This window comes from Agrobacterium sp. A3-95 (assembly GCF_053521785.1).
The window spans coordinates 617670-642401 of sequence record NZ_JBNWDR010000002.1 but is presented as its reverse complement, the minus strand read 5'-3'; the positions used below and the strand labels follow the sequence as shown (position 1 = coordinate 642401).

Annotated in this window: 20 protein-coding genes; 12 read left to right on the top strand and 8 right to left on the bottom strand. The window is 58.8% G+C overall.

The annotated features are described in order from the left end of the window. The first annotated feature begins 20 nt into the window (after nt 1-20). From ACQZ5Y_RS08515 to ACQZ5Y_RS08480, 8 genes are all read left to right on the top strand, one after another. Nucleotides 21-995 carry a LysR family transcriptional regulator gene (locus ACQZ5Y_RS08515; protein WP_025595631.1) on the top strand — a complete coding sequence of 325 codons (975 nt, stop codon included), beginning with the start codon at nt 21-23 and terminating at the stop codon, nt 993-995. 160 nt (nt 996-1155) lie between these two features. After that, complete coding sequence (locus ACQZ5Y_RS08510; protein ID WP_003510961.1) at nt 1156-3444, top strand: NADP-dependent malic enzyme; 2289 nt, start codon at nt 1156-1158, stop codon at nt 3442-3444. A 267-nt stretch (nt 3445-3711) separates the two neighbouring features. After that, complete coding sequence (locus tag ACQZ5Y_RS08505; RefSeq protein ID WP_112650763.1) at nt 3712-4551, top strand: transporter substrate-binding domain-containing protein; 840 nt, start codon at nt 3712-3714, stop codon at nt 4549-4551. A gap of 204 nt (nt 4552-4755) precedes the next feature. Beyond that, the gene (locus tag ACQZ5Y_RS08500; RefSeq protein WP_003510965.1) at nt 4756-5499 is read left to right on the top strand and encodes an amino acid ABC transporter permease; all 744 of its coding nucleotides are present in this window, start codon (nt 4756-4758) and stop codon (nt 5497-5499) included. Beyond that, nucleotides 5496-6278 carry an amino acid ABC transporter permease gene (locus ACQZ5Y_RS08495; protein ID WP_013761604.1) on the top strand — a complete coding sequence of 261 codons (783 nt, stop codon included), beginning with the start codon at nt 5496-5498 and terminating at the stop codon, nt 6276-6278. Before ACQZ5Y_RS08500 ends, ACQZ5Y_RS08495 begins: the two co-directional genes overlap by 4 nt. 12 nt (nt 6279-6290) lie before the next feature. After that, a complete protein-coding gene (locus ACQZ5Y_RS08490) occupies nt 6291-7091 on the top strand; it encodes an amino acid ABC transporter ATP-binding protein (protein WP_013761605.1) in 801 nt (266 codons plus the stop codon). A 4-nt stretch (nt 7092-7095) separates the two neighbouring features. Next, nucleotides 7096-8442 carry an MmgE/PrpD family protein gene (locus tag ACQZ5Y_RS08485; protein ID WP_111828864.1) on the top strand — a complete coding sequence of 449 codons (1347 nt, stop codon included), beginning with the start codon at nt 7096-7098 and terminating at the stop codon, nt 8440-8442. Nucleotides 8443-8460: 18 nt separating this feature from the next. Beyond that, complete coding sequence (locus tag ACQZ5Y_RS08480; RefSeq protein ID WP_174050521.1) at nt 8461-9780, top strand: LLM class flavin-dependent oxidoreductase; 1320 nt, start codon at nt 8461-8463, stop codon at nt 9778-9780. Between the two features lie 70 nt (nt 9781-9850). Here the strand turns inward: ACQZ5Y_RS08480 and ACQZ5Y_RS08475 are convergent, their stop codons facing one another. Then, complete coding sequence (locus ACQZ5Y_RS08475) at nt 9851-11587, bottom strand: methyl-accepting chemotaxis protein (RefSeq protein WP_019564699.1); 1737 nt, start codon at nt 11585-11587, stop codon at nt 9851-9853. 332 nt (nt 11588-11919) lie between these two features. Here ACQZ5Y_RS08475 and ACQZ5Y_RS08470 point away from each other — a divergent pair, with 332 nt between their 5' ends. Beyond that, entirely contained in the window at nt 11920-13173 is a 1254-nt protein-coding gene (locus ACQZ5Y_RS08470; RefSeq protein WP_003510975.1) for an NAD(P)/FAD-dependent oxidoreductase, read from the top strand. 61 nt (nt 13174-13234) lie between these two features. Here ACQZ5Y_RS08470 and ACQZ5Y_RS08465 read toward each other — a convergent pair whose 3' ends face one another. Both ACQZ5Y_RS08465 and ACQZ5Y_RS08460 read right to left on the bottom strand, forming a co-directional pair. Then, on the bottom strand, nt 13235-13768 hold the full coding sequence (locus ACQZ5Y_RS08465; RefSeq protein WP_019564701.1) for a hypothetical protein: 534 nt from the start codon (nt 13766-13768) through the stop codon (nt 13235-13237). Between the two features lie 82 nt (nt 13769-13850). Then, nucleotides 13851-14075 (bottom strand): aa3-type cytochrome c oxidase subunit IV, encoded by a 225-nt coding sequence (locus tag ACQZ5Y_RS08460; RefSeq protein WP_003510978.1) that lies wholly within the window; start codon nt 14073-14075, stop codon nt 13851-13853. Nucleotides 14076-14490: 415 nt separating this feature from the next. On the opposite strand from ACQZ5Y_RS08460, the gene ACQZ5Y_RS08455 reads away from it, so the two are divergent. Next, nucleotides 14491-15030: a TRAP transporter small permease subunit gene (locus ACQZ5Y_RS08455; RefSeq protein ID WP_003510982.1), complete on the top strand. Its 540-nt coding sequence runs from the start codon at nt 14491-14493 to the stop codon at nt 15028-15030. Nucleotides 15031-15062: 32 nt separating this feature from the next. Further along, complete coding sequence (locus ACQZ5Y_RS08450) at nt 15063-16544, top strand: TRAP transporter large permease (protein WP_003510985.1); 1482 nt, start codon at nt 15063-15065, stop codon at nt 16542-16544. Between the two features lie 313 nt (nt 16545-16857). Here the strand turns inward: ACQZ5Y_RS08450 and ACQZ5Y_RS08445 are convergent, their stop codons facing one another. Next, nucleotides 16858-17955 (bottom strand): TRAP transporter substrate-binding protein, encoded by a 1098-nt coding sequence (locus ACQZ5Y_RS08445; RefSeq protein WP_174050523.1) that lies wholly within the window; start codon nt 17953-17955, stop codon nt 16858-16860. Nucleotides 17956-18259: 304 nt separating this feature from the next. Here ACQZ5Y_RS08445 and ACQZ5Y_RS08440 point away from each other — a divergent pair, with 304 nt between their 5' ends. After that, nucleotides 18260-19015: a gamma-glutamyl-gamma-aminobutyrate hydrolase family protein gene (locus tag ACQZ5Y_RS08440; protein ID WP_174050526.1), complete on the top strand. Its 756-nt coding sequence runs from the start codon at nt 18260-18262 to the stop codon at nt 19013-19015. Between the two features lie 98 nt (nt 19016-19113). On the opposite strand, the gene ACQZ5Y_RS08435 is transcribed toward ACQZ5Y_RS08440, so the two are convergent. From ACQZ5Y_RS08435 to ACQZ5Y_RS08420, 4 genes are all read right to left on the bottom strand, one after another. Beyond that, a complete protein-coding gene (locus ACQZ5Y_RS08435) occupies nt 19114-20145 on the bottom strand; it encodes an ABC transporter permease (protein ID WP_003510990.1) in 1032 nt (343 codons plus the stop codon). 32 nt (nt 20146-20177) lie between these two features. Beyond that, entirely contained in the window at nt 20178-21719 is a 1542-nt protein-coding gene (locus ACQZ5Y_RS08430; RefSeq protein ID WP_174050528.1) for a sugar ABC transporter ATP-binding protein, read from the bottom strand. Between the two features lie 241 nt (nt 21720-21960). After that, nucleotides 21961-22890: a sugar ABC transporter substrate-binding protein gene (locus ACQZ5Y_RS08425; RefSeq protein ID WP_003510994.1), complete on the bottom strand. Its 930-nt coding sequence runs from the start codon at nt 22888-22890 to the stop codon at nt 21961-21963. A 362-nt stretch (nt 22891-23252) separates the two neighbouring features. Next, nucleotides 23253-24695, bottom strand: coding sequence for a M20 family metallopeptidase (locus ACQZ5Y_RS08420; RefSeq protein WP_111800244.1), 1443 nt, complete (start codon nt 24693-24695; stop codon nt 23253-23255). Nucleotides 24696-24732: the final 37 nt, after the last annotated feature.

Genomic DNA, 24732 nt, shown 5'->3' with positions numbered 1-24732 from the left:
TCGCCTGCGACAAGATGACAATGCGCAAGACGGGCATTTTTGATAAGCTGCGCTTATACCATATCAACACCTACAACACAAAGACCTCTCCGCCGATGGATATTCGCCAACTCGCCATTTTTGTGGAAGCCGCAAGGGCCAAAAATTTCCGCGCGGCCGCTTTGCAGCTGGGCATCGCCCAACCGGCCGTAACGCAGCGTATCCGGCAACTGGAAGAGAATCTGGGCTTCAAGCTTTTCCTCCGTGTCAACCGCGGTGTGGAACTTACGCCGGCTGGGCAGTCGATGCTGCTAGATGCGGAGGAAATTCTTGCCCGCACCAAGGGCGCGCTGGAAAAGGCACACCAGATCAGGCGCGGCCAGCTCGGCACGCTGCGCATCGGCTTCGGCACCAGCGTAATGGCGGAACGAAAATTGCCGGCGCTGATCACCCGCTATGGCAACGACCACAGGGAGGTGACGCTTGAACTCCTGCCCGGCATGACGATGGAACAATTGATCGAGCAGGTGGCGACGCGCAAGACAGACGTCGCTTTCATTCGCGCACCCCTGCCCCAATTGCCGCAGAGCTTGCGGGCCATGCCCTTCGACCGCTCCAAACTGTGCGTCGCCCTGCCGGAGCGCCATCCGCTCGCCTCCCGCCCCAGAGTTTCGGTTGGCGATATCGTGCAGGAAAAACTGCTGCTACCGGTGGACGAGATCGGCCTGGGGCTCAGCAGCAGCGCGCTTTCCCTTTTCGAGGATGCAGGCTGTGAGCCGGAAATCGGCATGCGCATCGCTAACGTCAACACCATCCTTGCCCTCGTGGAAGCTGGCGCGGGAATTTCCATTCTGCCGGAAAGCACCGTGCGCTCCACAAGGGGCATCACAGGTGTGCCGCTCGAAAGCGCCGATGCCTGGTCAGATAGCGTGCTGGTCGTCAGACGCGGTCCGCTTGCCCTCCACGTGGAGGCCTTCGTGAATATGGTACGGCAGGCCTACCAGTCCCACCTATAATGCCGACAATACGCACTTAATCGATTGAATCGGCCACAAATTTCGCCACGGCTAAATTTGCTGCACTGAACAACATTCAACGCTTGGCACGCGCGCGAAAAATACAATAACAACGACGGATATTTTTGCACTGTTATCGACACGAAAGCACACTCAGCCCATGTCCGACACGACGAAGCCCGCCAGCCCCAGAACATCGGTTACAGATCAGGAAGCACTGGATTTCCACGCGCAAGGCAGACCGGGGAAACTGGAAATCACCCCGACCAAGCCGATGGCGACTCAGCGGGATCTGTCGCTTGCCTATTCGCCGGGAGTGGCCGTGCCGGTGAAAGCCATCGCCGAAAATCCGGCGACCGCCTACGATTATACGACACGCGGCAACATGGTAGCAGTGATCTCCAACGGCACGGCGATCCTCGGTCTCGGCAATCTCGGCGCGCTCGCCTCCAAGCCTGTCATGGAAGGCAAGTCCGTTCTGTTCAAGCGCTTTGCGGATGTGGATTCCATCGATCTCGAGGTCGATACCGAAGACGCCGACGAATTCATCAATTGCGTGCGCTACCTTGGCCCCTCTTTCGGCGGCATCAATCTGGAAGACATCAAGGCGCCGGAATGTTTCATCATCGAAAGCCGCCTGCGTGAGCTGATGGACATTCCCGTTTTCCATGACGACCAGCACGGAACCGCCATCATCGCCGCCGCCGGTCTCATCAACGCCATCGAACTGACTGGCCGAGACTTCAAGACGACGAAGCTCGTCTGTAACGGCGCAGGTGCTGCTGCCATCGCCTGCATGGACCTCATCAAGGCCATGGGTTTCAACCCCGAAAACATCACGCTTTGCGACACCAAGGGCGTGATCTACCAGGGCCGCACCGAAGGCATGAACCAGTGGAAATCCGCCCATGCGGTAAAGACTGACAACCGCACGCTGACTGAGGCCATGAAGGGCGCGGATGTCGTCTTCGGCCTGTCGCAGAAGGGTGCCTTCACCGAAGAGATGATCCGCTCCATGGCGCCGAAGCCGATCATTTTCGCAATGGCCAACCCTGACCCGGAAATCACCCCGGAAGAAGTCGCCCGCATCCGCGATGACGCCATCATGGCGACGGGGCGTTCGGATTATCCGAACCAGGTCAACAACGTCCTCGGCTTTCCCTATATCTTCCGCGGCGCGCTCGATGTCCGCGCAAGCCAGATCAACGACGCGATGAAGATTGCCGCCGCACAGGCGCTGGCCGATCTTGCCCGCGAGGATGTTCCGGATGATGTGGCCGCCGCCTATCAGGGCAACCGCCCGCGCTTCGGATCGCAATATATCATTCCCGTTCCCTTCGATCCGCGCCTGATCTCGGCAATTCCGGTGGCCGTGGCCAAGGCCGCCATCGAAACCGGCGTCGCTCGCCGCGAATTGCCCGATCTCGATGCCTATGCCCGCGAGCTTTCCGCCCGCCGCGACCCCATGGCGTCGACCACGCAGCGCCTTTACGAGCGTGTGCGCCGCTCTCCGAAGCGTGTCGTTTTCGCCGAAGCGGAAGAAGAACAGGTGATGCGCGCAGCGATCTCGTTTACCGCGCAGGGGCTTGGCACCGCCATCCTGCTCGGCCGTGACGACATCATCAAGGCCAATGCGGAGCGTGCTGGCATCGATCTCGACCGCGCCAATATAGAGATCACCAATGCCCGCCTTTCCAGCCGAGTCGATGCCTATGTCGATTATCTCTATGCGCGGTTGCAGCGCGGCGGCTTCTTGCTGCGCGACGTGCAGCGCCTGATCCACAACGACCGTAACCATTTCGCCGCCTGCATGGTGGCGATGGGCGATGCGGACGCCGTGGTCACCGGCGTTACCCGCAACTATTCCACGGCGCTCGAGGATATCCGCCGCTGCATCAACACCAAACCCGGCCACCGTGTCATCGGCGTTTCGCTTGTCGTGTCGCGCAACCGAACGGTCTTCGTGGCAGATACCGCCGTGCACGACATGCCGTCTGCCGAAGACCTTGCCGATATCGCCGAAGAAGCAGCCGGTCTCGCCCGCCGTTTCGGCTACGAACCGCGTGTGGCGATGCTCGCCTATTCCACCTTCGGCCAGCCTGTTGGCGAACGCTCCGACAAGGTGCGCGAAGCGGTTAAAATCCTCGACAAGCGCAACGTCAATTTTGAGGTCGACGGGGAAATGTCGGCCGATGTGGCGCTGAACCATCATCGCATGCAGAGCCAGTATCCCTTTGCCCGCCTTTCCGGTGCGGCCAACGTGCTGGTCATGCCAGCCATCCATTCCGCCTCGATCTCCACCAAGATGCTACAGGAACTGGGCGGCGCGACCGTCATCGGCCCGCTTCTCGTCGGCCTCGACAAATCGGTGCAGATCACCTCGATGGGTGCCAAGGACAGCGACATCGTCAATATGGCGGCGATCGCGGCCTATAACGCCGGTCGGTAACGATGTGGGAGCGCTCTTCGGGAGAAGGGCGCTCAAAATGCCCAAGCATAGCCAGCATATCCTCGCCCCGTGGCGAGGATATGCCAAAGCGCCGAACCCCGCCACCGTAAGAACAAGATTCTACGATTTCAAATTATTAGGTTATTTTTTCTCACCAGAGAACTTATTGGAACACGATTTTATTTATACGATTTTTTGCGCAACGCCAATTCTCGCTCTCGACGGACGCCTCATGTAGTTTCCACCCACAACCAAAAGGAAATACCCATGGCCCTCTCCTTCTCCAGATTTGCCGCCAAACTCATCGCCGGAACCGTCGTCATCGCTTCGATGGCCACCGCCGCTCACGCGGATGCGACGCTCGACCGTATCAAGGGTCGCAGCAAGCTCACCGTCGGCGTCATCCTGTCCGGCGCGCCTTTCGGCTTCATCGATCCGAAGACGCAGGAGCAGAAGGGCCTCAACATCGACGTCGCCAAGGCGCTGGCCGCCGGTCTCGGTGTGGAGCTGGTGACCGAAACCGTGACCCCGCCCAACCGCGTGCAGTTCCTGCAGCAGGGCAAGGTCGATATTCTGATCGCCAACATGCAGTACACGGAAGAGCGCGCCAAAACGCTCGATTACGTGCCCACCCCCTATGACCGCCAGGGCGGCGCAGCCATCGGTCGAAAGGACTCGGGCATCAAGGACTGGCCGGACCTGAAGGGCAAGATTGCCTGCGTATCGCAGGGCTCCAACTACACCCAGCCGCTGATCGAGCAATATGGCGCGCAGGTAAAGGCGTTGCCGAGCCAGCCGGAATCGCTGCTCGCGCTGAAGGGCGGCAATTGCGATGTCTCAGTGCACGTCAACGGCACGCTGAGCCTGATGCTTCAGGACCGCGCCGATGAGTGGAAGGATTACGGCATCCTGATCCCCACCGACCTTATCCCTTCTGACTCCGTCATCTGGCTGCGCAAGGGCGAGGCCGACACGCAGGCTGCGCTCGACAAGATCGTCAAGGAGCTGCACGCTTCCGGCAAAATGATCGAATTCGCCAAGGCCAACCGCCTGCCGAGCATCGGCTTCATGGAAGAGCAGAAGACGAAGCTCTCCGCGGCGCAGTAAAGGCTGGGCAATCCCGCTTGCTCCGTCACCCCGGATCTGGTCCGGGGGACCGGCATGTCGTAGGGGCATCTGCCATCACGGAGATTTCCCCCTCACCACTGAGAACGGCCGGTTTCGCCCGCCGTTCTTTTCTGCTTTATAGCAAGACAGGTCATTCTGGCCCCGCCTGCCGGGCGGCAGCCGCGACAACAGCATGGATATCCGATGCAGGATGGATTTACAGCGCGTTTCATAGAGTTGGCCGCGCATATAGGCCTCAACTATGACTTTCTGAACAGCGGCTACGAGGTTCAGATCTGGCTCGACGGCATGAAGATGACGCTCATCCTCGTCGCCGTCACCCTGCCGCTCAGCCTCGTTTTCGGCTTCATTTTCGCCGCCATGCTCACGTCAGGCAAAGGCTGGCTCGCCGGTCCAGTGCGCGCCTATGTGGAATTGACGCGCAACACGCCGACGCTGGTGCAGCTGATGTGTGGTTTCCTTGTGCTCAACATGTTGATTTCAAACGCGCTCGGCGGCGCGCAGAACAATCCGCTCACACCGTTCTTCTGGGTCGTCGCCATCACCGGCCTGCACGTTGCCGCCTTCCATGCGGAAGCCTTGCGCGGCGGTATCGAGGCGGTGCCGGCTACCACCATCGAGGCGGCACGCGCCATCGGTTTCAGCTCTTTCGAGATTTTACGTTACGTGGAATTTCCGCTGGCAATCCGCACGGCACTTCCTTCCATCATCAACAATCTCATCAATCTGGTGAAGCTCACCACCGTCGGCTCGGCGATTGCGGTCGGTGAAATCACCTATGCCTCGATCCTGATCTGGACGCAGCGCGACAATGTGGTCGAACTGATGCTGGTGATCCTCATCTTTTTCAGTGTCATCAATTTCATCGTCGCAAGGGCGGGCCTGTGGCTTGAGCGGCGTCTTGCGGTTCCGGGGTTCGGTCAATGAGCGCGGTGGTCTCTCCAACACAGGCGGCGAAGAAGCTGCCTTTCGGCACCATTCTTCTGTGCGGCGTGCTGGTTGCTGTCGTGCTGTGGCTGGTTCTCGATCCCTCGCTCGGACAGGTGCTGCTGGAATGGCTGCCCTATCTCGGCAAGGGTTTTGCCATGAATGTGCTGATCAGCATCCTGGCGATTGCCATCGGCACCATCATCGGCGTCGTGCTTGGCATCATGGAGCTTGCGCCCTATCGGCTCGTGCGCGCGCCGGCGCTCACCTACGTGCAAATCTTCCGCAACGCCCCGCATCTGGTGCTGATTTTCGCCGCGACCTACATCTTCCCCTTCGAGATCGTCGCCTTCGGCAACTACATTCCGTTTCCAGACTGGATCAAGGCCGTGGTCGGGCTTGCGATTCCGGCTAGCGCCCACATCGCCGAAATCACCCGAGGCGCCATCCAGTCCATTCCCACCGCACAATGGGAAGCGGCGCAGGGCCTCGGGTTTTCGCGCAACCAGACGCTGCGCTGGATCATCCTGCCGCAATGCGTGAAGCGCTCGCTGCCGCCGTGGATGAACCTTTACGCCTCCATCACCATGGGCACGGCGCTTGCCTCGCTGGTCGGCGTGCATGAGCTTCTCCACGCCGCAACCGATGCCAGCACCGCCGTGCAGCGCAACGATTTCACCGTCGTGGTCTATCTCACCGTCCTGATGGCGTTCTTCCTGTTCTGCTATCCCGTGTCCCGTTTCACGCAGCGCCTTGAACGGCGCTTCGCTTCCCGCTGATTGGAATACACCATGTCCGCATCCGCCCCCCAAACCGCCGCCAAAGCTCTGGTTGAACTGGAAGGCGTGCACCTGTCCTTCGGCGACAATCAAGTGCTCAAAGGCATTGATCTCACCGTCAACAAGGGCGACGCCGTCTCCATCATCGGCCCTTCCGGCTCGGGCAAATCCACGATCCTGCGCTGCATCAACGGCCTGCTCATTCCGCAATCTGGCAAGATCACCGTGGGGGGCACCCGCGTCGATCAGCTGAAAACGGAAGCTGAGCGCATAACGCTGCGCAAGCGCATCGGCATTGTCTTCCAGCAGTTCAACCTCTTCCCGCATCTGACTGTCATGGAAAATATCACCATCGCGCCGATTAAAATCCTCGGCACGCCGAAGGCGGAAGCCGAGCGTCATGCCCGCGAATTGCTGGAAAAAGTCCGCCTGTCGCAGAAGGTGGATGCCTATCCCGGTCAGCTGTCCGGCGGCCAGCAGCAGCGTGTGGCCATTGCCCGCGCGCTTGCCATGCGGCCTGAATTGGTGCTGTTCGACGAGGTTACCTCCGCACTTGATCCGGAAACCGTGGGCGAAGTGCTCGCCGTCATCCGCGATCTCGTCAATGACGGCATGACCAGCATTCTCGTGACCCACGAAATGCGCTTCGCCGAGGAAATCAGCGACAATATCGTCTTCACGGAAAACGGACTGATCGTTGATCAGGGCACACCGGAGCACATCTTCTACAAGTCGACCAATCCGCGTATCAATGCCTTCGTAAAGGGTCTCGGCGGACAAGTGGCACGGGTCGCCGACGGTGAAGGGATCTGACGCCATGACCGCCGACGAAAAACTCACCCTTCATCTGGCAGAAGCCATCGCCGCCTCTGATCCGCTCCGCGACGAAGAGGCTGTGACGATCGCCCGCACGGCGCTGATCGACTTTTTTGCCTGTATGCTGGGTGGCGCTTCCGACCGAAGCACGAAAATCCTCATCGACAGCTTTACGTCAGGCACATCCGGCACGGCGGGCATTGTCGGCCATGATCTGCGCACGGACGCATTCACCGCCGCACTCATCAATGGTCATGCGGGGCACGTGCTGGATTATGACGACGTCCATGGCAGTGTGCGTGGCCACCCCACCGTCGCCATCGTTCCCGCTCTATTGGCTGTTGCGGTCGAGGAAGGCTCTACGGCGGATGCATTTATCGCCGCCTATATTGTAGGGCTGGAAACCATGGCGCGGCTTGGCCTGTCGCTCGGCACCAAGCATTACGAAAATGGCTTCCACGCCACCGCGACCCTCGGCCCCATCGGTGCGGCGGCGGCCATTGCCCATCTTCTCAAATTCACCCCGCAGACGACCGCTATTGCACTCGGCCTTGCCGCCACGCAGTCGGCCGGACTTCGCCTGCAATTTGGTTATGATGCGAAGCCCCTGCATGCCGGGCTTGCGACACGCGCTGGCCTCACCGCCGCGCAGCTGGCAAGATCAGGTTTTCAGGGCGCGCCGGATTTTCTGGAAAACCCTATCGGCTTTTATTCCGCCTTCGCCTTTGGCGCGGAACAGCCGAAACGGCTCCTGTCCGGCTGGGGTACACCGTGGCAGATCGTCTCTCCCGGATTGACGCTCAAGGCATTTCCCTGCTGCACCGCCAGCCACCCTGTTGCCGTTGGTGCGCTTGCACTGCGCAGCGCCAATGATCTGGCACCAGATGAAATCGAAACTGTCGTCATCACCTTTCCCCCGGGAGGCGATGCCGCTCTTGTGGGTTCGGCCACACCCGCCACGGGCATCGATGCGCGTTTCAGCGCCGAATATGTCTTCGCCGCCGCACTGACGGATGGCGCACTCGGCATCAGCCATTTCGACGAAAGCCCTGCACGCGCCGACCTGCTTGGACTTTCCGCAAAAGTCTCGCGCCGGCACGATGAGACCGCCCGCCGCCTCTCGCCGGATCCGACCACCCGTTTCGTGGTCATCGACGTGACGAAGAAGGATGGCACGGTGCTGTCGCGCCGTATTGACGGACTTCCCGGCATTGATGACCCCACGGAAAAATTTGCCGACGCCACCGGCGGCAATGAAAAATTCGCCGGAATTCCGGCACTGGTGCGGACCATGAAAACCTCAGCCGACCTCAAGAAGCTAGAAGCGCTTCTGGCAACGCAAATATAACACGACCGAAATAAAGGCATGATCACCATGACCACGAATACCCGCAAAAGACAGATGCATCTTGGCCTGTTCCTGCAAGGAGCCGGCCACCACGTTTCCGGCTGGCGTCACCCGGATGCGGAAGCCGGCAGCGAGAATTTCGACCTGTTGACCCGTGTCACGAAAATGGCCGAAGATGCCAAGTTCGACATGGTCTTTCTGGCCGATGGCCTCACAAGCGGCGTCGACGCCCATCCCTCGATGATCGCCCGTTTCGAGCCGCTTACCCTGCTTGCGGCGCTTGCCATGGTGACAAGCAAGATTGGACTGGCCGCCACCGCCTCCACCACCTATGGTGAGCCCTACCACACCGCACGCGCCTTCGCCTCCATCGACCATCTCAGCCACGGGCGTGCGGCGTGGAACATCGTTACCACCTCCTATGCCCGCACGGCGGCGAACTTCTCCAAGAGCCATCCCGAGCATGACGAGCGTTATGCCGTTGCGGAAGAATATGTGAACGTCGTGCGTGGCCTGTGGGACAGCTGGGACGACGACGCCTTCGTCAAGGACAAGGAAGGCGGCCGTTACGTCGATCCGCAGAAGGTCCATATTCTCGATCATGAAGGCAAATATTTCACGGTGAAGGGGCCGCTGAACATTCCGCGTTCGCCGCAGGGTCACCCGGTTCTCATTCAGGCCGGCTCCTCCGGCCCGGGGCAGGATCTCGCCGCCCGCACTGCCGATATCGTCTTCACCGCCCAGCAGGCCATTTCCGAGGCGCAGGCCTTTTACACCAGCCTAAAGGCGCGAGTGGAGAAATTCGGCCGCGATCCATCAAGCGTCGCCGTGATGCCCGGTTTCATGCCCATCATCGGCAAGAGCTTCGAAGAGGCCGGCGAAAAGCTGAAGGAGCTGAACCGTTGGACCGATATCAAGAGCGCCATGCCGTTGCTTGAGGAACGCATCGGCCATAGCCTTACCGAGTACGATCTTGACGGCCCGCTGCCGGACCTGCCTATTTCCGACCAGTTGCGCAGCCGCGCCGAACTTTTGACCGAACTGGCGCGCCGCGAAAAGTTGACGATCCGGGAACTGGCGCTGCGCGTTGCAGCTGGTCGTGGCCACCATATCGTTATGGGCACGGCCAAGGACGTTGCGGATCGCATGCAGGAGTGGTTCGAGAACGGCGCAGCAGACGGCTTCAACGTCATGCCGCCCTTCTTCCCCGGTGGGTTGGAAGAATTCAACCGCGAAGTCGTGCCGCTCTTGCAGGAACGTGGCCTGTTCCGCAAGGAATACGAAGGCTCGACGTTGCGCGACCATCTCGGCATCAACAGGCCTGCCCTGCGGGCATAAAAAACGGATGCCCGGCGACGGGCATCCGCATGACAATAGGCTCACGTGGAAGCAGGCTGTCGCCGATCCGTCAGGCTGCTTTCCTTCCCGACAGTTTCACACTATGGCTCGTCCGCGACGAGTTGGATGAAATGGATGCCCCGTCGTCGCGCTGGGTCGCGCGGCGGTTCAGCTTGAACAGGCTGACCAGTTGCGCCAGCACATCCGCACCCTGGGCAAGGGTAGCGCTAATGGCGGTCGTGCGCGCGCTCATCGCCGCGTTTTCCTGCGTCATCCGGTCGAGCTGGTTGACTGCACGGTTGATTTCGCTGATGCCTAAGGCCTGTTCATCGGCGGCCTTGGCGATCATATCGACATTGCCGTCAATGTGCTTCACCAGCGCATCGATCTGCTTCAGCGCCTCACCCGTCTCGCCGACAAGCCGCACGCCTTCCATAACCTCGGTGCCGGAATTGTTGATGAGCGCCTTGATTTCCTTGGCGGCACTGGCGGAGCGTTGCGCAAGTTCGCGCACCTCCTGTGCCACGACCGCAAAACCCTTGCCCGCATCGCCCGCGCGCGCGGCTTCGACGCCCGCATTCAGGGCAAGAAGGTTGGTCTGGAAGGCGATTTCATCGATAACGCCGATAATCTGGCTGATTTCCCGCGATGCCGTCTCGATGCGCTGCATGGCGTTGACGGTACGCCCAACGACTTCGGTGGAAGCCGCCGTTGACGTCCGCGCACTCTGAACGAGTTTTCGGGTTTCCTTGGTGTTTTCCGTCGATGCCCGTACAGTCGCGGTGATTTCTTCCAGCGCCGCCGAGGTTTCCTCCAGCGCCACGGCCTGCTCACGCGATCTTTCGGCGAGATGAACAGAGGCTTCGCTGACTTCCTGGCTGCTTCTGGTCAGGTCATCGGTCTGCCCAAGAACATTTTCCAGGGTTTTCTGGAATTCGGCGATGGACTTGTTGAAATCCCGTCTCAGCCCCTCGAACTCACCCACGAAAGGCTTGTCGAGCGTGACGCGGATGTTGCACTGGGAAAGACGCTCAAGCGCCGCGCCCAGTTCTTCCACCGCATGCACGCGGTCCGTTACATCGAAGGCAAATTTCACCACCTTGACGACTTTTCCCCGCTCGTCGATGATCGGGTTGTAGGACGCCTGGATGAAGACGCGTTTTTCGTTCTTGCCAAGCCGCATGAACTGACCGGTCGAGAACTCTCCCTTACCAAGATCCTTCCAGAAATTGCGGTACTCTTCGGACTGCACGTAGCCACGCTCACAAAACATCGAATGATGGTTGCCGATGATCTCTTCCGCCGTGTAGCCGAGTGCTGTGAGGAAGTTTTCATTCGCGGAGAGAATTTTCCCCTCGGGCGTGAACTCGATCATCGCCTGCGCACGCGAAAGCGCTGCCAGCTTGCCGTTATCCTCGGTGCTTCGGCGCTTCGTCGCCGTGATATCGGAAGCGATCTTGACCACCTTGTAAGGTTTGCCGAAACGAAAAACCGGATTGTAGGAGGCTTCAATCCAGATGTCGTCGCCGGTTTTCGACCGCCGCCGATATTGGCCCTGATCGTATTCGCCGCGTGAGAGTTTCGCCCAGAAGGCCTTGTATTCGGGTGACGCTGCATCTTCGGGAGACAGGAACATGCTGTGGGGGCGTCCGATGATTTCTGATTGCTGATAGCCGACCGCCTTGCAGAAATTGTCGTTCGCTTTCAGAATTTTGCCAGTCAGATCGAACTCAATGATGGCTTGCGAGCGGCTTAGGGCATCAAGTACCGCAGATGCGTCCGTACCGAGTTTGAAAAATTGAGACATGTCTTTGAACTCCCAACAATAACTTGTATGCGGACCTTTCCTCCTCGATGCCAAGGAGATGAAAATAAAGGATCGGTCTGCGTGTACGCGAAACCTAGCCGGACACCGTTAAATAGCAATTAATGATGACCCATAACTATTGGTCCAATGACCGAAACTGTTGGCAAGAATACTTCAGACCGAGCTGCCTTTACCAACCCGTCCTCACCGGATGAGAACCGCTTATTTGCCACAGTGCTGATATTTCTGCCGCCGCAGAGCGATACGGGCTTTCATCGGTACGGCATTCATTGTTATGGCGGGCTTGAAAGATTTGTGTTGCAGGAGCGCCGATGACCAAAACCCTGAAATGCGACGTGCTGGTGATCGGCACCGGCATTATCGGTTCCATGGCGGCGCTTTACCTGCAAAATGCCGGGCGTGAGGTCTTTCTTCTGGAGCGCGGTGAAGTTGCCCGCGGCGCAAGCTCCGGTAATGCCGGCATCCTGGCCTTTCCCGAAATCATCCCCATTCCCGCCCCCGGCATCATGAGAAAAGCACCGCGCTGGCTTTTCGATCCGCTTGGCCCGCTCAGTGTGCCGCCTGCTTATGCGCCGAAGATCGCGCCGTGGCTGTGGCGTTTCTGGCGCGCCAGCGCTGAGCGCAACTTTCGCCACGGCCTGAGAACGCTCAGCGAGATCAACCGGCTGTCTGCCACCGAAATGGCCCATGTCGCGGCCATGCCGGAGCTCTCGCACTTTGTCGCGAAAACCGGCACGCTCGATCTTTACGACAGCGAAGCCAGCCTCAACGCTGCCCGCAAGGACTGGGATGAAAAGGAACAGGCAGGCTTCTCTTCCAAGCGCGTCGCCCGCAACGAGATAGACGAATTGCAGCCGGGTCTTGCCCCGCAATTCCGCCACGCCATGTTCTCGCCTGATGGCTTGCAGGTCTCCGATCCCTACGACTTCACCCGTGCCATTTTCGACCTGGTGATCGCCCGTGGCGGAAAGCTGCGCAAGGGCGAGGCAGAACGCATCGACGCCGTCGGCGAAAGTACGATCGTGACCCTGGAAAACGGCGACAAGATCGACGCCGACAAGGTGGTGATCGCCTGCGGCGCGTGGTCCAAGCCGCTTGCCGCAACACTTGGCAACATCGTGCCGCTGGAAACCGAACGCGGCTATAACACCACCCTGCCCGCCGGCGCCTTCAACCTCACGCGCCAGCTTTATTTCAACGACCACGGTTTTGTCGTTACACCGCTATCGTCTGGCATCCGCGTTGGCGGCGCAGTCGAGTTGGGCGGTCTGGAGTTGAAACCGAACTTCAAACGATCCGAGGCCATGCTCAAGAAAGCCGGTCGTTTCCTGCCCGGTCTCAAGGTTGAAGGCGGCCAGCAATGGATGGGGTTCCGCCCTTCGATGCCGGACTGTCTTCCCGTCATCGGCACGGCGCGCACCACACCTTCCGTCATCTATGCCTTTGGCCATGGTCATTTGGGGCTGACGCAATCGGCAGCTACCGCCCGCCTCGTGACCCAACTGGCAAACGGCGAGGAGACCGCAATATCGGTCGATCCGTTCCGTCCTGGGCGTTTTTCCTGACAATGCGGAAATCCGGTTTCAAGCCGGTTAGAGTTTCTACGGTTTAGCGGACGCCTGCACGCTATTTCACCTGCTGTACGGAATCTTCCGGAAACTCCACCGTGGCGAAGGATGGATAGACCTTTCGCAGGATGGTCACCTGCTGCTGATCGCTCACACGCAGCAAATACCATTGCGTACCGTCGATAAGCGCCAGGGTATGGGATTTCGCTTCGATCGTCTGGCCGCCGGTTTCCATCACCGTTTTCGTCGGAACGAGCGCATAGGGCGTTCCATCAGGCGTCTGCTGCACACTGATCGCCGCCGTGTCCATGGTGAATTCGGTGATCTTGACTGCTGCAAGCGCCATTTGCATCTGCGTGGTCAGAGCGCTACGCAACTGCCCGACGGAAACACCCGCGTCGTTTGCAATGAATTCAAAGATTTTCGGTGGCACCGTCCGGCCGACAAAATCAAAATCCTGCGCATTCAAGGCGGCGCTGAACCGCTCGATCTGTGTTTGCAGCTTGTCTTGCTCAGACGGCAAAAGATCGCGCGACAAAGCGGGATGCGACATCACCGCCAGCAATAACAGCCAGGAAAACAGGCGTTTCATTGTTTCGCCTTTCCAGGTTTGGGCTTGCCGGTTGCACGGCATCGCAACGTCCGCGCCGCGAAACGCTTGTGAACAGCGTTGCTCAGCGCAGCAGAATGAAACCCGCAGCCGAAAGCACGAGGAAAACGATAAGGCCGCCAAGGAAACCCACGGACGTAAAGAAACCCGCGACCATGGCCAGCATCAGCACGCAGACCAGCATCGTGCCGTACTTCGTCATGGCAAGAAAAGCGTTGTAGGTCTTTTCATGCTCGGCGTAGTTCATCTCGGCGCCAACTTCGACCGGACCTGTGTGGTGTTCGCTCATTCCGCTTCCCCTTCTGCTCCATCCGCCATACCCGCCGCACAAGACAATTTGCCCTGCGGACGATAACGGGCCCATGCCGGATTCTCCGGAGCCAGAGGTAACATGAAGTCGGCGAAAAGTGCAATGCGTTCCACACGAAAGAACATCGCTGACAAGCGGGGCAAACGGTATGCCGTGCAAAGCGTGCCGTCGTGCAACATTCTTTTGTAAACGGTTGAAAACGGCGGCCATGCGGCCGGTTTAATAGTGGTTTCGGTTGCTTTTCGGACAGCCTGCCCATACACGGGATTCTGTGGGGAGGAACGCCGGAATTTGGCTGTGCGGATACGCGTGGAGGCGTGCCCGTCACGATGGCCGACCGGCTTGCTTGCCACCATAACCCGCAAAGGGCCCGGCAAGGGAAGAGGGGAAAGTCATGAAACCGCTTTTGAAATTAAGTGCGCTGATCGACCTTGTCAGCGAAGCTCTGGGCAAGGTCGCCGGTTATCTGGTGCTTGTCTGCTGCCTCGTCAGCGCCGGAAACGCCATGGTGCGTTATACCTTCAACTATAGTTCAAACGGCTGGCTCGAAATCCAGTGGTACATGTTTGCCTTCATCGTGCTGGTGGGTGCCTCCTACACGCTGCGCATGAATGAACATGTGCGGGTGGACATCATCTACGGGGCTATCTCGTCTCGCACGCGCCTGTGGGTGGACATCATCGGCATCGTACTTTTTCTTATGCCCGCCTGCTTTTATCTGGCCTGGCTTTCATGGCCGATGTTCATGCTTTCCTGGCATCAGAACGAAATGTCCTCCAATGCCGGCGGGCTTATCCGCTGGCCGGTGAAACTCATCATCTTCGCCGGTTTCGCCCTTCTGGTTCTTCAGGGATTTTCCGAACTCATCAAGCGCATCGGCGCCCTCAACGGGCTTTATGCGCTCGATACGAAGTACGAAAAACCCCTGCAATGATCGCCGCGATCTGAACCTTCAGGATATTTCCCATGTTCGAATATGGTATTCTTCCGCCACTGATGTTCCTCGGCATGATCATCTTCATGCTCTACGGATTTCCGGTTGCTTTCTCTCTTGCCACCGTCGGTCTGGTTTTCGGCGTCATCGGCATCTTCACCGAGCATTTTTCGCCGGCCTTCCTTCAGGCCTTGCCGCTGCGCATCTTCGGCATCGTCTCGAACGACCTGCTGCTCGCCATTCCGTTCTTCACCTTCATGGGCGCTATTCTGGAGCGATGCGGGCTTGCCGAAGATTTGCTTGAAGGCACGGGCAAGCTGTTCGGCGCCATTCCGGGCGGCCTCGCCTATGCCGTCATCATCGTCGGCGCAATCCTTGGCGCGATCACCGGCACGGTTGCCGCCTCCGTCATCACCATGGGCGTCATCTCGCTGCCGATCATGCTGAAATACGGTTACAATCCGCGCCTCGCCACCGGCGTCATCGCCGCATCCGGCACCATCACGCAGGTCATTCCGCCTTCGCTCGTGCTGATCGTTCTTGCCGACCAGCTCGGTAAATCCGTCGGCGACATGTATCTCGGCGCAATTGGCCCGTCGATCCTGCAAGTCGCCATCTTCATGCTCTTCATCCTGTTCATGTCGATCGTGCGGCCGAAGGATCTGCCTGCTTTGCCGCCAGAAGCGCGGGGCGAACTCAACCGTGCACTGGTATTTCGCGTGCTGGCGGGCATGGTGCCCTCCATCGTGCTGATCTTCCTCGTGCTCGGCACCATCTTCCTCGGCCTTGCAACACCAACGGAAGCCGGCGCGCTCGGCGTCGTCGGCGCCATGGCGCTGGCCGCAGCCCACCGCCGCCTCACCTGGGATCTCGTCAAGCAGGGCATGCATTCCACCATGCACATCACGTCCATGGTGGTGTTCATTCTGGTAGGCGCCACCTGCTTTTCCCTCGTCTTTCAGGGCATGGACGGTTCGCTGTGGATCGAGCACATGTTGTCGGGCATTCCAGGCGGCCCGATCGGCTTCCTGATCTTCGTCAACATCTTCATCTTCTTCCTCGCCTTCTTCCTCGATTTCTTCGAGATCGCCTTCATCGTCATCCCGATGCTCGCACCCATCGCGCAGGCGCTCGGCATCGACCTGATCTGGTTCGGCGTGCTGATCTGCATCAACATGCAGACCAGCTTCATGCACCCGCCCTTCGGTTTCGCGCTGTTCTACCTGCGCTCAATCGCGCCGCGCACGGTCAAGACCTCGGATATCTACATGGGTGCCATTCCCTGGCTCGGCATGCAGCTCATCCTCGTCGCCATCGTGATCTTCTGGCCGGAATCCGTCACCTACTGGTTGGACAAAGCACCCCAGGTGGACCTCAACTCCATCAAGATCGAAGTGCCTGCCTTCGGCAATCAGGGCGGCAACACCATGCCCAATTTCGGCCTGCCAGGAGGCCAGCCGGGTGGGTTGCCAGGCATGCCTAACCTCGGTGAACCACCGAAGATCGGGCCTTAACCGGCGTCTTTTAAGGATTTTTCGGAGAAATTATCATTGCTGAGTGGAAGACAGGGTTGCACCCCTGTCTTCCATTTACTCTGTGTTGAAATTGAACCTGACAGTCATCGACCAGCCTGTCCGGTTTTTCCGAGGTCAGCGCGGCCAATCCTTGCCGAGACTGCGCCTGGTTACTGAGCCTGCTGCTTTTGCTTCCGACAGCCCTGATCGTCAATCGCCCTTTTCTATCGGGCGGATGCAGGCGCGACGGCACAACAAAAACCCCGGGGACCGAAGTCCCCGAGGCTTTTGTCCGGTCCGCCGCACCGAATAATCAGAGCTTGCCGTTACGTTGCTGGATCATCATGAAAGTATCGAAAGTATATTCCGCGAGCTGCATCCACAGGTAACCCTCGCGCTTGAAGGCGACCTGATCCTCGTAGATCTTCTTGAAGTCCGGGTTGGTTGCTGAAATATTGGCATAGACTTCCAACGCCGCCTTATAGCAGGCCTCGAGGATTTCCTGGCTGAAGGGCCGCAGCACGGCACCTTCCGAAACCAGCTGCTTGATGGCGATCGGGTTTTTCGCGTCGTATTTCGCCATCATGCTGGTATTGGCGAAAGCGCAGGCATCCTGCAGCACCGTCTGGTAATTCTTCGGCAGGCTGTTCCACTTGTCCAGATTGACGAAGGAATGGATGACCGGGCCGCCTTCCCAGAAGGCCGGGTAATAATAATATTTCGCCACCTTCTGGAAACCGAGCTTGTGGTCGTCATACGGACCAACCCATTCGGCGGCATCAATGGTGCCTTTTTCCAGCGCCGGATAGATATCGCCGCCGGCGATCTGCTGCGGGACCACGCCGAGCTTTTCCACCACCTTGCCGGCAAGACCGGCAATGCGCATCTTCACGCCCTTGAAATCGTCGACGGTGTTGATTTCCTTGCGGAACCAGCCGCCCATCTGGGCGCCGGTATTACCTGATATCATGCCGTAGAGATTGTGCTTGGCGTAAAAATCGTTGAGCAGCTTGTTGCCGTTGCCTTCGTAGAACCAGGAATTGGTCAGGCGGGCATTAAGACCGAACGGTATCGCCGTGCCGATAGCGAAGGTCGGATCCTTGCCGACGTAATAATAGGAGCAGGTATGGCACATTTCCACCGTACCCGATGATACGGCATCGGCCGCCTGCAGGCCGGGCACGATTTCACCAGCCGCAAAGGGCTGGATGGTGAAATTGCCGTCGGTAGCGGCCGCCACATGTTTGGCAATATCCTCGGCGCCGCCATAGATTGTATCGAGAGACTTCGGAAACGACGACGTCAGCCGCCAGGTGATCTTTGTATTCTGTTGTGCAATTGCGGGCGCAGCCAAGGCTGTCGCAGCAGCCCCCGCCAGCGCACCTTTTTTCATAAAGGAACGGCGATCCATCTATATCCTCCCAGATATCAACGCTGCCCGCAGCTTGAATTCCCCTCGTGCTGTTCAGGCATCGCAGCAAAGTAAGCACGGTTACCGCCCAGCTGACAAGCACCCGCGCCAAGAATTAATTGCCGGAAAACCAGCCATATCAGGATTTTTTCGGTGGCCTCTTCGCTATTTTATTTGCAACTGAAATATCGCGACGCCGCCTTATACTTTAGCCGCATATATCGCGTTCCGAAGACGAAACACATGCTTGACTTGGCCCGCTTGCAGTCGCACAAATTTTCGAAGATTCGCCCCCGGAGCCACCATGCCAAAACCGATTATCGCCGTCCCCGCCGACATCCGGCATTTCACCGGAGCCGACTGGCACGCCGCGCAGAACCAGTATCTTTCCGCGGCGCTGAGGGTGGCTGATGTCATGTCCTTCATCGTTCCGGCCTTCGAGGACGGCAATGAGGTCGATGCCATCCTCGACCGGGTCGATGGCTTGCTCGTCTCCGGCTCGGCCACAAATGTCCACCCTTCTCTTTACGGAAAAGAGGCAAAGGAGAGTGACGGCCCGTTCGATCCAGCCCGCGACGCCACCAGCCTGCCGCTGATCCGCCGGGCGTTGGAACGCGGCATTCCGATGCTTGCCATCTGTCGCGGCATTCAGGAGCTGAACGTCGCGCTGGGCGGCACGCTTGCTTCCGAAATTCAGGAACAGCCCGGAATTTGGGACCACCGCAAGCCGGAACATGAGGACCGCGACGTGGCCTTCGCCATCCGCCAGCCGGTGCATGTGCGCGAAGGCTCCTGCATTGCACAGCATCTTGGCATGTCGGGAGAAATCCAGATCAATTCGCTGCACCGGCAGGCAATTGCCGAGACCGCGCCAAGCCTGCAGGTGGAGGCGACGGCGGCAGACGGCACGATCGAGGCCGTTTCCGTCATCAATGCCAAGGGCTTTGCCGTTGGTGTACAATGGCACCCGGAATATTGGGCCGAGACAGACGCACCCTCGCGCGCTTTGTTCGAAGCTTTCGGCAGGGCAGTTCACGAGTACCGGAACAGCAAGACCTGAAACCGACCCCTCCCCTCCAAGGCCATTCAGGTCCTTGTCGATAGGACAAAAAAAGGGGCAAGCCTGAAGGCCTGCCCCAGGTCCGGGAGGAGGAGTGCTTAGCGTTTTGCGCGTTTCTTCTGGCGGTAGACGTCAGCGACGACCGCAGCCACGATGATCAGTCCCTTGACGATCTCCTGGTAATAGGCATCGACCCTGAGGAACGTGAAACCGGATGTCATGACACCGAGAATGATGGTGCCGATCACTGTGCCGGTAATACGGCCAGCACCGCCGGCGAGCGAAGTGCCGCCGATAACGGCCGCGGCGATGGCGTCGAGTTCATACATCACACCCATGCCGGCCTGCGCCGTCTGTGCACGGGCGGCGGTGACGACGCCTGCAAGACCGGCCAGCATGCCGGCAATGGCATAGACCTTGATCAGATGCGCCTCGATATTGATACCGGAAACGCGGGCGGCCTGCTGGTTGGCACCAATGGCATAGGTGAACTTGCCGTAACGGGTGTAACGCAGCGCGACGTGGAAAATAACCGCGACGACGAGGAAAACCACGACCGGCCAGACACCTGTACCGATGAAGGTGAAACCGTCGGTCAGACCGGAAATCGGTTGGCCCTTGGTGTACCATTTGGAAAGGCCGCGCGCCGTCACCATCATGCCCAGGGTTGCGATGAAGGGCGGGATTTTCGTGCGTGCTATAAGCTGCCCGTTGATGAAACCGGCCAAAGCGCCAGCCAGAATGCCGACAGCCAGCGGCATGAAGAAAGGCAGATCGGTCAGACCCGGGTAAAGCGCCCGCGGCCATGTGGACGACTGCCCCACGCTGGCGGACAACATCGCCGTCAGACCGACGACCGAACCGGAGGACAGATCGATGCCGCCGGTGATGATGACCTGCGTGACGCCGACGGCGATGATGCCGATGACGGACACCTGCAGGATCATGATCGTCAGGCGCTGCTGGTTCATCAGAAAGCTCTGGCCGATGAAAATCCAGCCAAGAATTTCGTAAACCAGCGCGATGCCAATCAGCACGAAAAATATATTTGCTTCGGGCGGTATGCGCCTGTGCGGCTTGCGCCCGGATTTTGCATCCAACTCTGCGTTGGCGGCGGCGTTCGTATTCATAGTCATTCCTCCTCGAGAAATCCCGGCGCGCCTCACCGCGATGCGAGATCCATCACCTTCACCTGTGTGGCTTCACTTCTGTCAAGGAAGCCCGTCACGCGACCCTCATGCATGACCATGATACGGTCGCTCATGCCCAAAACCTCCGGCATTTCGGAGGAAATCATGATGACGGCGACGCCATTGCGCGCCATCTCGCCGACCAGCTTGTGGATTTCGGCTTTTGCCCCGACATCGATCCCGCGCGTCGGCTCATCCAGAATGAGGATGCGTGGCTGTGTCAGCATCCAGCGCCCGATCAGCACCTTCTGCTGATTACCGCCCGACAGGTTTTCGATGCGCTCGTAAAGATTGGGCGTCTTGACCCGGAGCTTGCGGCACATGTCGTCGCAGGCTTCCGAAAGCGTCTTTTCCTGCACGAAGCCGTTGGCGACATATTTGTCCTGAAGAACCGCGATCTGCATGTTCTCAAGAATATTGAGGATCAGCAGGCAGCCGGTATCCTTGCGGTCTTCCGTCAGGAACGCCATGCGGTGACGGATCGCCTCTGTCGGACTTGCGATCGACACAGGCTTGCCGTTGATTTCCACAGTGCCCGAAGACGCCGGCGTAACGCCGAACACCGTTTCCGCCACGTTCGAGCGGCCAGAACCGACAAGGCCGGCGACACCTAGAATTTCCCCGGCGCGAACATCAAATGACACGTCATGGAAGACGCCGTTCAGCGTCAGATTCTTGACCGACAGCACCACATCGCCGATCGGAACCTCTTCCTTCGGGAACATCTGGGTAATTTCGCGCCCCACCATCATGCGGATGATGTCGTCTCGCGTCACATCGGTGGACGCGTGGGTGCCGATATATTTGCCGTCGCGAAAGACGGAAAACTCATCGGCGATCTCGAAAAGCTCATTCATCTTGTGAGTGATGTAGACGATGCCGATACCGCGGCTCCTGAGGTCGCGGATGATGCGGAACAGATGTTCCACCTCGCGCTCAGTCAACGCTGACGTCGGTTCGTCCATGATGAGAACGTCGGAGTCGTAGGAAACCGCCTTGGCGATTTCGACCATCTGCCGGCTTGCGACCGATAGTTCGCCGACACGCATTTCCGGATCGAGATCGATACCGAGCCTTTCGAGCAATGTCTGGGTGCGGCGATACATTTCGCCATGGTCGATAAAGCCCAGTCGGTTTTTCGGCTCACGGCGAATCCATATATTTTCCGCTACCGTCATATAGGCCATCAGGTTGAGTTCCTGATGGATCATCGCAATGCCGTTTTCGAGCGCATCAAGCGGTGAATCGAGGCGTATCGCAGCGCCCTTCAGGCGAATTTCTCCGACATCCGGCTGGTAGATACCTGCCAGAATCTTCATCAGCGTCGATTTACCGGCGCCATTCTCACCCATCAGCGCATGCACGGTGCCGCGCTTGAGGTGGAACGAAACGTCATCCAGCGCGACAACGCCTGGAAATTCCTTGCGTATGCCGTCCGCTGCGAGAAGATATTCTGCATTGGGCACGGCGCCGCTGGCGCGCACGGCGGCCATTGTCGATGGGCTGACGACCATCTTATCCTCCACGATAGACAAAAATGACCGGGGAAGAGGTTTCGCCAAAAGGCGCCCATCCTCCGGGGAGGCTTACAGCGCCGTGCCGATCAAGACACACATAAGCGCTGTAACACTTTGAATTCACTGAAATACTATTCTAGCCTGGTTCAACTCGGCGTCTGAGACGCCGACTGCCGTCCAGAACCGGCATTTGCTTCCGATATTGCTTGAAACGGTCGCAAATGCCGGTAAAGGGTCGTCAGTTCTTGGCTACGTAGTCCTTGACGTTTTCCGGGGTAACGAGCTGGAAGGGAATGTAGACCTTCTTGTCAACCTTGTCGCCCTTGACGAGCTTCAGTGCGGCATCGAGAGCACCCTTGCCCTGGCCAGCCGCATCCTGGAAGACCGTCACGTCGAGATCGCCTGCCTGCATGGCGGCAAGAGCGTCCTGCGTGGCGTCCACACCGGCAACGACATATTCCTTCATGTCCTTGCCCGCGGCCTTCAGAGCCTGGATAGCGCCGATCGCCATTTCATCGTTATTGGCGATGACAGCATTGAACTCGATACCGCCGGACAGCCAGTTGGTGACGAGGTCGGAACCCTGCGTGCGCTGCCAATTGGCCGTCTGCTCTTCAACCACGGAAATGCCCTTGCATTCATCGGTTTTCAGAACATCGTGAACGGCCTGCGTGCGCATGCGCGCGCCCTGATTGGACAACTCGCCCATCATGATCACGGCCTTGCCCTTGCCACCGAGAAGGCGGCAGACTTCCTTGGTTTCAAGCGTGCCGGCCACGGTTTCTTCCGATGCCACGAAGGCCTGGCCGTCTGGCAGGGAATCCACGTTTACCGGCTGGCGGTTGACGTAAACCAGCGGAATCTTGGCTTCAGCAGCAAGTTTCGACATGGCCGCCGTCGCATCCGTATCAACCGGATTGACGATGATCGCATCGACCTTGGAGGCGATGAAATTCTGGATCTGGCTCTGCTGCTTGGCAACGTCGTTCTGCGCGTCCTCAACTTGCAGGGTGACGCCCTTCAGCTCCTTGGAATAATCCTGCATGCCGTTGCGCAGCACGGTCAGGAAGTTGTCGTCGAACAGGGCCATCGAAACACCGACGGTCTCGGCATGTGCCGCCGTGCCCAAAAGCACAGACATAGCCGCACTGATAATAAGCTTTTTCATTGTTTTCTCCTCCTCGGTGTCCAGCGCCACCTCTCCCAGCCGGAAACGGACCCGAAAGCCCGCCGCTAACTCCTCACATCCAGAAAACGGAATAATGAAACCGAATTTCTGTTGTTCGATATATTTATTCCATTTTTGGTTCGAACGTCAATGCTTTCTTCGTGGTCGTGGAGCGAGACGGCACACAAGGCGGTGATGACCAGGAGTTTTCAGAGAAAACGGGGATAGCCCCCTTCGCCCTGGCGTGGGCGGAGGGGGCTCATGCGCTTGCTGAGCACTTTCGCGGAAGTCGCTGGGCTGCCTGCGATAAAACATCACGGACAAATGGAAGAGTGGGACGGGCGCGAAAAACGCGCCACGTCTTAATCGTGAAAACCGGGCATCACATCCGCCGGAATGGGGCAGACATAATCACTGCCCTCGGTTTTCTCCAGCCATTCTTTTTTGACACTTTCAAGCAGCTCGGGCGAGGTCATCAGCGAAAGACCTGTCGATGCGAGCGTCTTGGCGGCGTGTGCCATGGCTTTGTGGGCGGCAGGGCTTTTGCCCTGCGCCACCACCTGCCATGTATGCGGATTGGTCCCGATTGCCCATGCGGGCGTCCAGCATTGCGCTGTTGGCGTTACCCAGCTGACATCACCGACATCGGTCGATCCGGCACGAAAATGCGACTGCCCCTCGAAATCGCGCAGGCCGAGATGCAGCGGCGTCGACCCGTCGATCTTCCCGTTGGAAAAGACGTCGCCCTTGATCTGGTAGAGCCGGATGCTGCTTTTGATCGCCTCTTCCGTGAATGTGTCCTGAATGACCTTGGCGAAGGCCTGATCGGCCTCGTCGAAGGCTATGGGTCCAAGCGCCACCATGTTTTCATGCATCGCCGTTTCGAGCGTGATGTTGGGCAGGAGATTGGTGGAGGCGGTATCGAAGACGATCTCCACCTCTGTTTCGGTCATCATGGCCGCACCACGCGCGACCTTGTCCACACGGGCTGCCAGATCGAGCGCCTGGCGCATTTCAGGTGCGCGGATCAGATAGAGCACTTCGGCCTTTGCCTGCACCACATTTGCCGCTTTGCCGCCGGCATCGGTGATCGCATAATGCACCCGGCAGTCCTGCGGCATGTGTTCGCGCAGGAAATTGACGCCAACATTCATCAATTCGACAGCATCTAGCGCCGAGCGACCAAGATGGGCGGCGTTGGAGGCATGGGAAGCAACGCCCTTGAAACGGTAAAAATATTCCAGCACCGCGAGATTGTTGGTGGAGCGTACGCCGTTGAAGGGCGCGGGATGCCATGTCAAAGCCGCATCGACATCGTCAAACAGACCGGCGCGCACCATGAAAGTCTTGCCGGAACCGCCCTCTTCGCCGGGGCAGCCATAATAACGCACCGTGCCGGGCAGGTTGTTGGCTTTCATATGCCGGGCAAGTGCGATGGCGGCCATCAGCGAGCCGACGCCGAGCAGATTGTGGCCGCAGCCATGGCCGGTGGCGTCGGGTTCAAGCGGTTTTGCCTCAGCCACGCCGGCCATCTGGCTCATGCCGGCAAGCGCGTCAAATTCGCCTAGGAAAGCAATAACCGGCTTGCCGTGGCCGAATTCACCGATGAAGGCCGTGTCCATGCCAGCTACACCGCGGCGGACCACAAAGCCGTTTTCCTCAAGCGCGTTCGCCAGAACCCCGGCGGATTGCTTCTCCTCGAATTTGAGTTCGGCAAAATCCCAGATGCTGTCGCTCAAAGTGGTGAAATGTGGCTTCATTGACTCGATTTCGGCGGCAATCGACATCACGGCTTCACGGTTCATGGCTTGTCCTCGCATTCCTGCCCTTTAAGGGCGCACG

Bases quoted from the DNA above. Each gene is read 5' to 3' on its own strand.
- ACQZ5Y_RS08450 (WP_003510985.1), top strand. From the start codon at position 15,063: ATGTTCGAATATGGTATTCTTCCGCCACTGATGTTCCTCGGCATGATC.
- ACQZ5Y_RS08425 (WP_003510994.1), bottom strand. From the start codon at position 22,890: ATGAAAAAGCTTATTATCAGTGCGGCTATGTCTGTGCTTTTGGGCACG.
- ACQZ5Y_RS08445 (WP_174050523.1), bottom strand. From the start codon at position 17,955: ATGGATCGCCGTTCCTTTATGAAAAAAGGTGCGCTGGCGGGGGCTGCT.
- ACQZ5Y_RS08480 (WP_174050521.1), top strand. From the start codon at position 8,461: ATGATCACCATGACCACGAATACCCGCAAAAGACAGATGCATCTTGGC.
- ACQZ5Y_RS08455 (WP_003510982.1), top strand. From the start codon at position 14,491: ATGAAACCGCTTTTGAAATTAAGTGCGCTGATCGACCTTGTCAGCGAA.
- ACQZ5Y_RS08465 (WP_019564701.1), bottom strand. From the start codon at position 13,768: ATGAAACGCCTGTTTTCCTGGCTGTTATTGCTGGCGGTGATGTCGCAT.
- ACQZ5Y_RS08485 (WP_111828864.1), top strand. From the start codon at position 7,096: ATGACCGCCGACGAAAAACTCACCCTTCATCTGGCAGAAGCCATCGCC.
- ACQZ5Y_RS08470 (WP_003510975.1), top strand. From the start codon at position 11,920: ATGACCAAAACCCTGAAATGCGACGTGCTGGTGATCGGCACCGGCATT.
- ACQZ5Y_RS08435 (WP_003510990.1), bottom strand. From the start codon at position 20,145: ATGAATACGAACGCCGCCGCCAACGCAGAGTTGGATGCAAAATCCGGG.
- ACQZ5Y_RS08500 (WP_003510965.1), top strand. From the start codon at position 4,756: ATGCAGGATGGATTTACAGCGCGTTTCATAGAGTTGGCCGCGCATATA.
- ACQZ5Y_RS08420 (WP_111800244.1), bottom strand. From the start codon at position 24,695: ATGAACCGTGAAGCCGTGATGTCGATTGCCGCCGAAATCGAGTCAATG.
- ACQZ5Y_RS08460 (WP_003510978.1), bottom strand. From the start codon at position 14,075: ATGAGCGAACACCACACAGGTCCGGTCGAAGTTGGCGCCGAGATGAAC.
- ACQZ5Y_RS08440 (WP_174050526.1), top strand. From the start codon at position 18,260: ATGCCAAAACCGATTATCGCCGTCCCCGCCGACATCCGGCATTTCACC.
- ACQZ5Y_RS08505 (WP_112650763.1), top strand. From the start codon at position 3,712: ATGGCCCTCTCCTTCTCCAGATTTGCCGCCAAACTCATCGCCGGAACC.
- ACQZ5Y_RS08495 (WP_013761604.1), top strand. From the start codon at position 5,496: ATGAGCGCGGTGGTCTCTCCAACACAGGCGGCGAAGAAGCTGCCTTTC.
- ACQZ5Y_RS08475 (WP_019564699.1), bottom strand. From the start codon at position 11,587: ATGTCTCAATTTTTCAAACTCGGTACGGACGCATCTGCGGTACTTGAT.
- ACQZ5Y_RS08490 (WP_013761605.1), top strand. From the start codon at position 6,291: ATGTCCGCATCCGCCCCCCAAACCGCCGCCAAAGCTCTGGTTGAACTG.
- ACQZ5Y_RS08515 (WP_025595631.1), top strand. From the start codon at position 21: ATGCGCAAGACGGGCATTTTTGATAAGCTGCGCTTATACCATATCAAC.
- ACQZ5Y_RS08430 (WP_174050528.1), bottom strand. From the start codon at position 21,719: ATGGTCGTCAGCCCATCGACAATGGCCGCCGTGCGCGCCAGCGGCGCC.
- ACQZ5Y_RS08510 (WP_003510961.1), top strand. From the start codon at position 1,156: ATGTCCGACACGACGAAGCCCGCCAGCCCCAGAACATCGGTTACAGAT.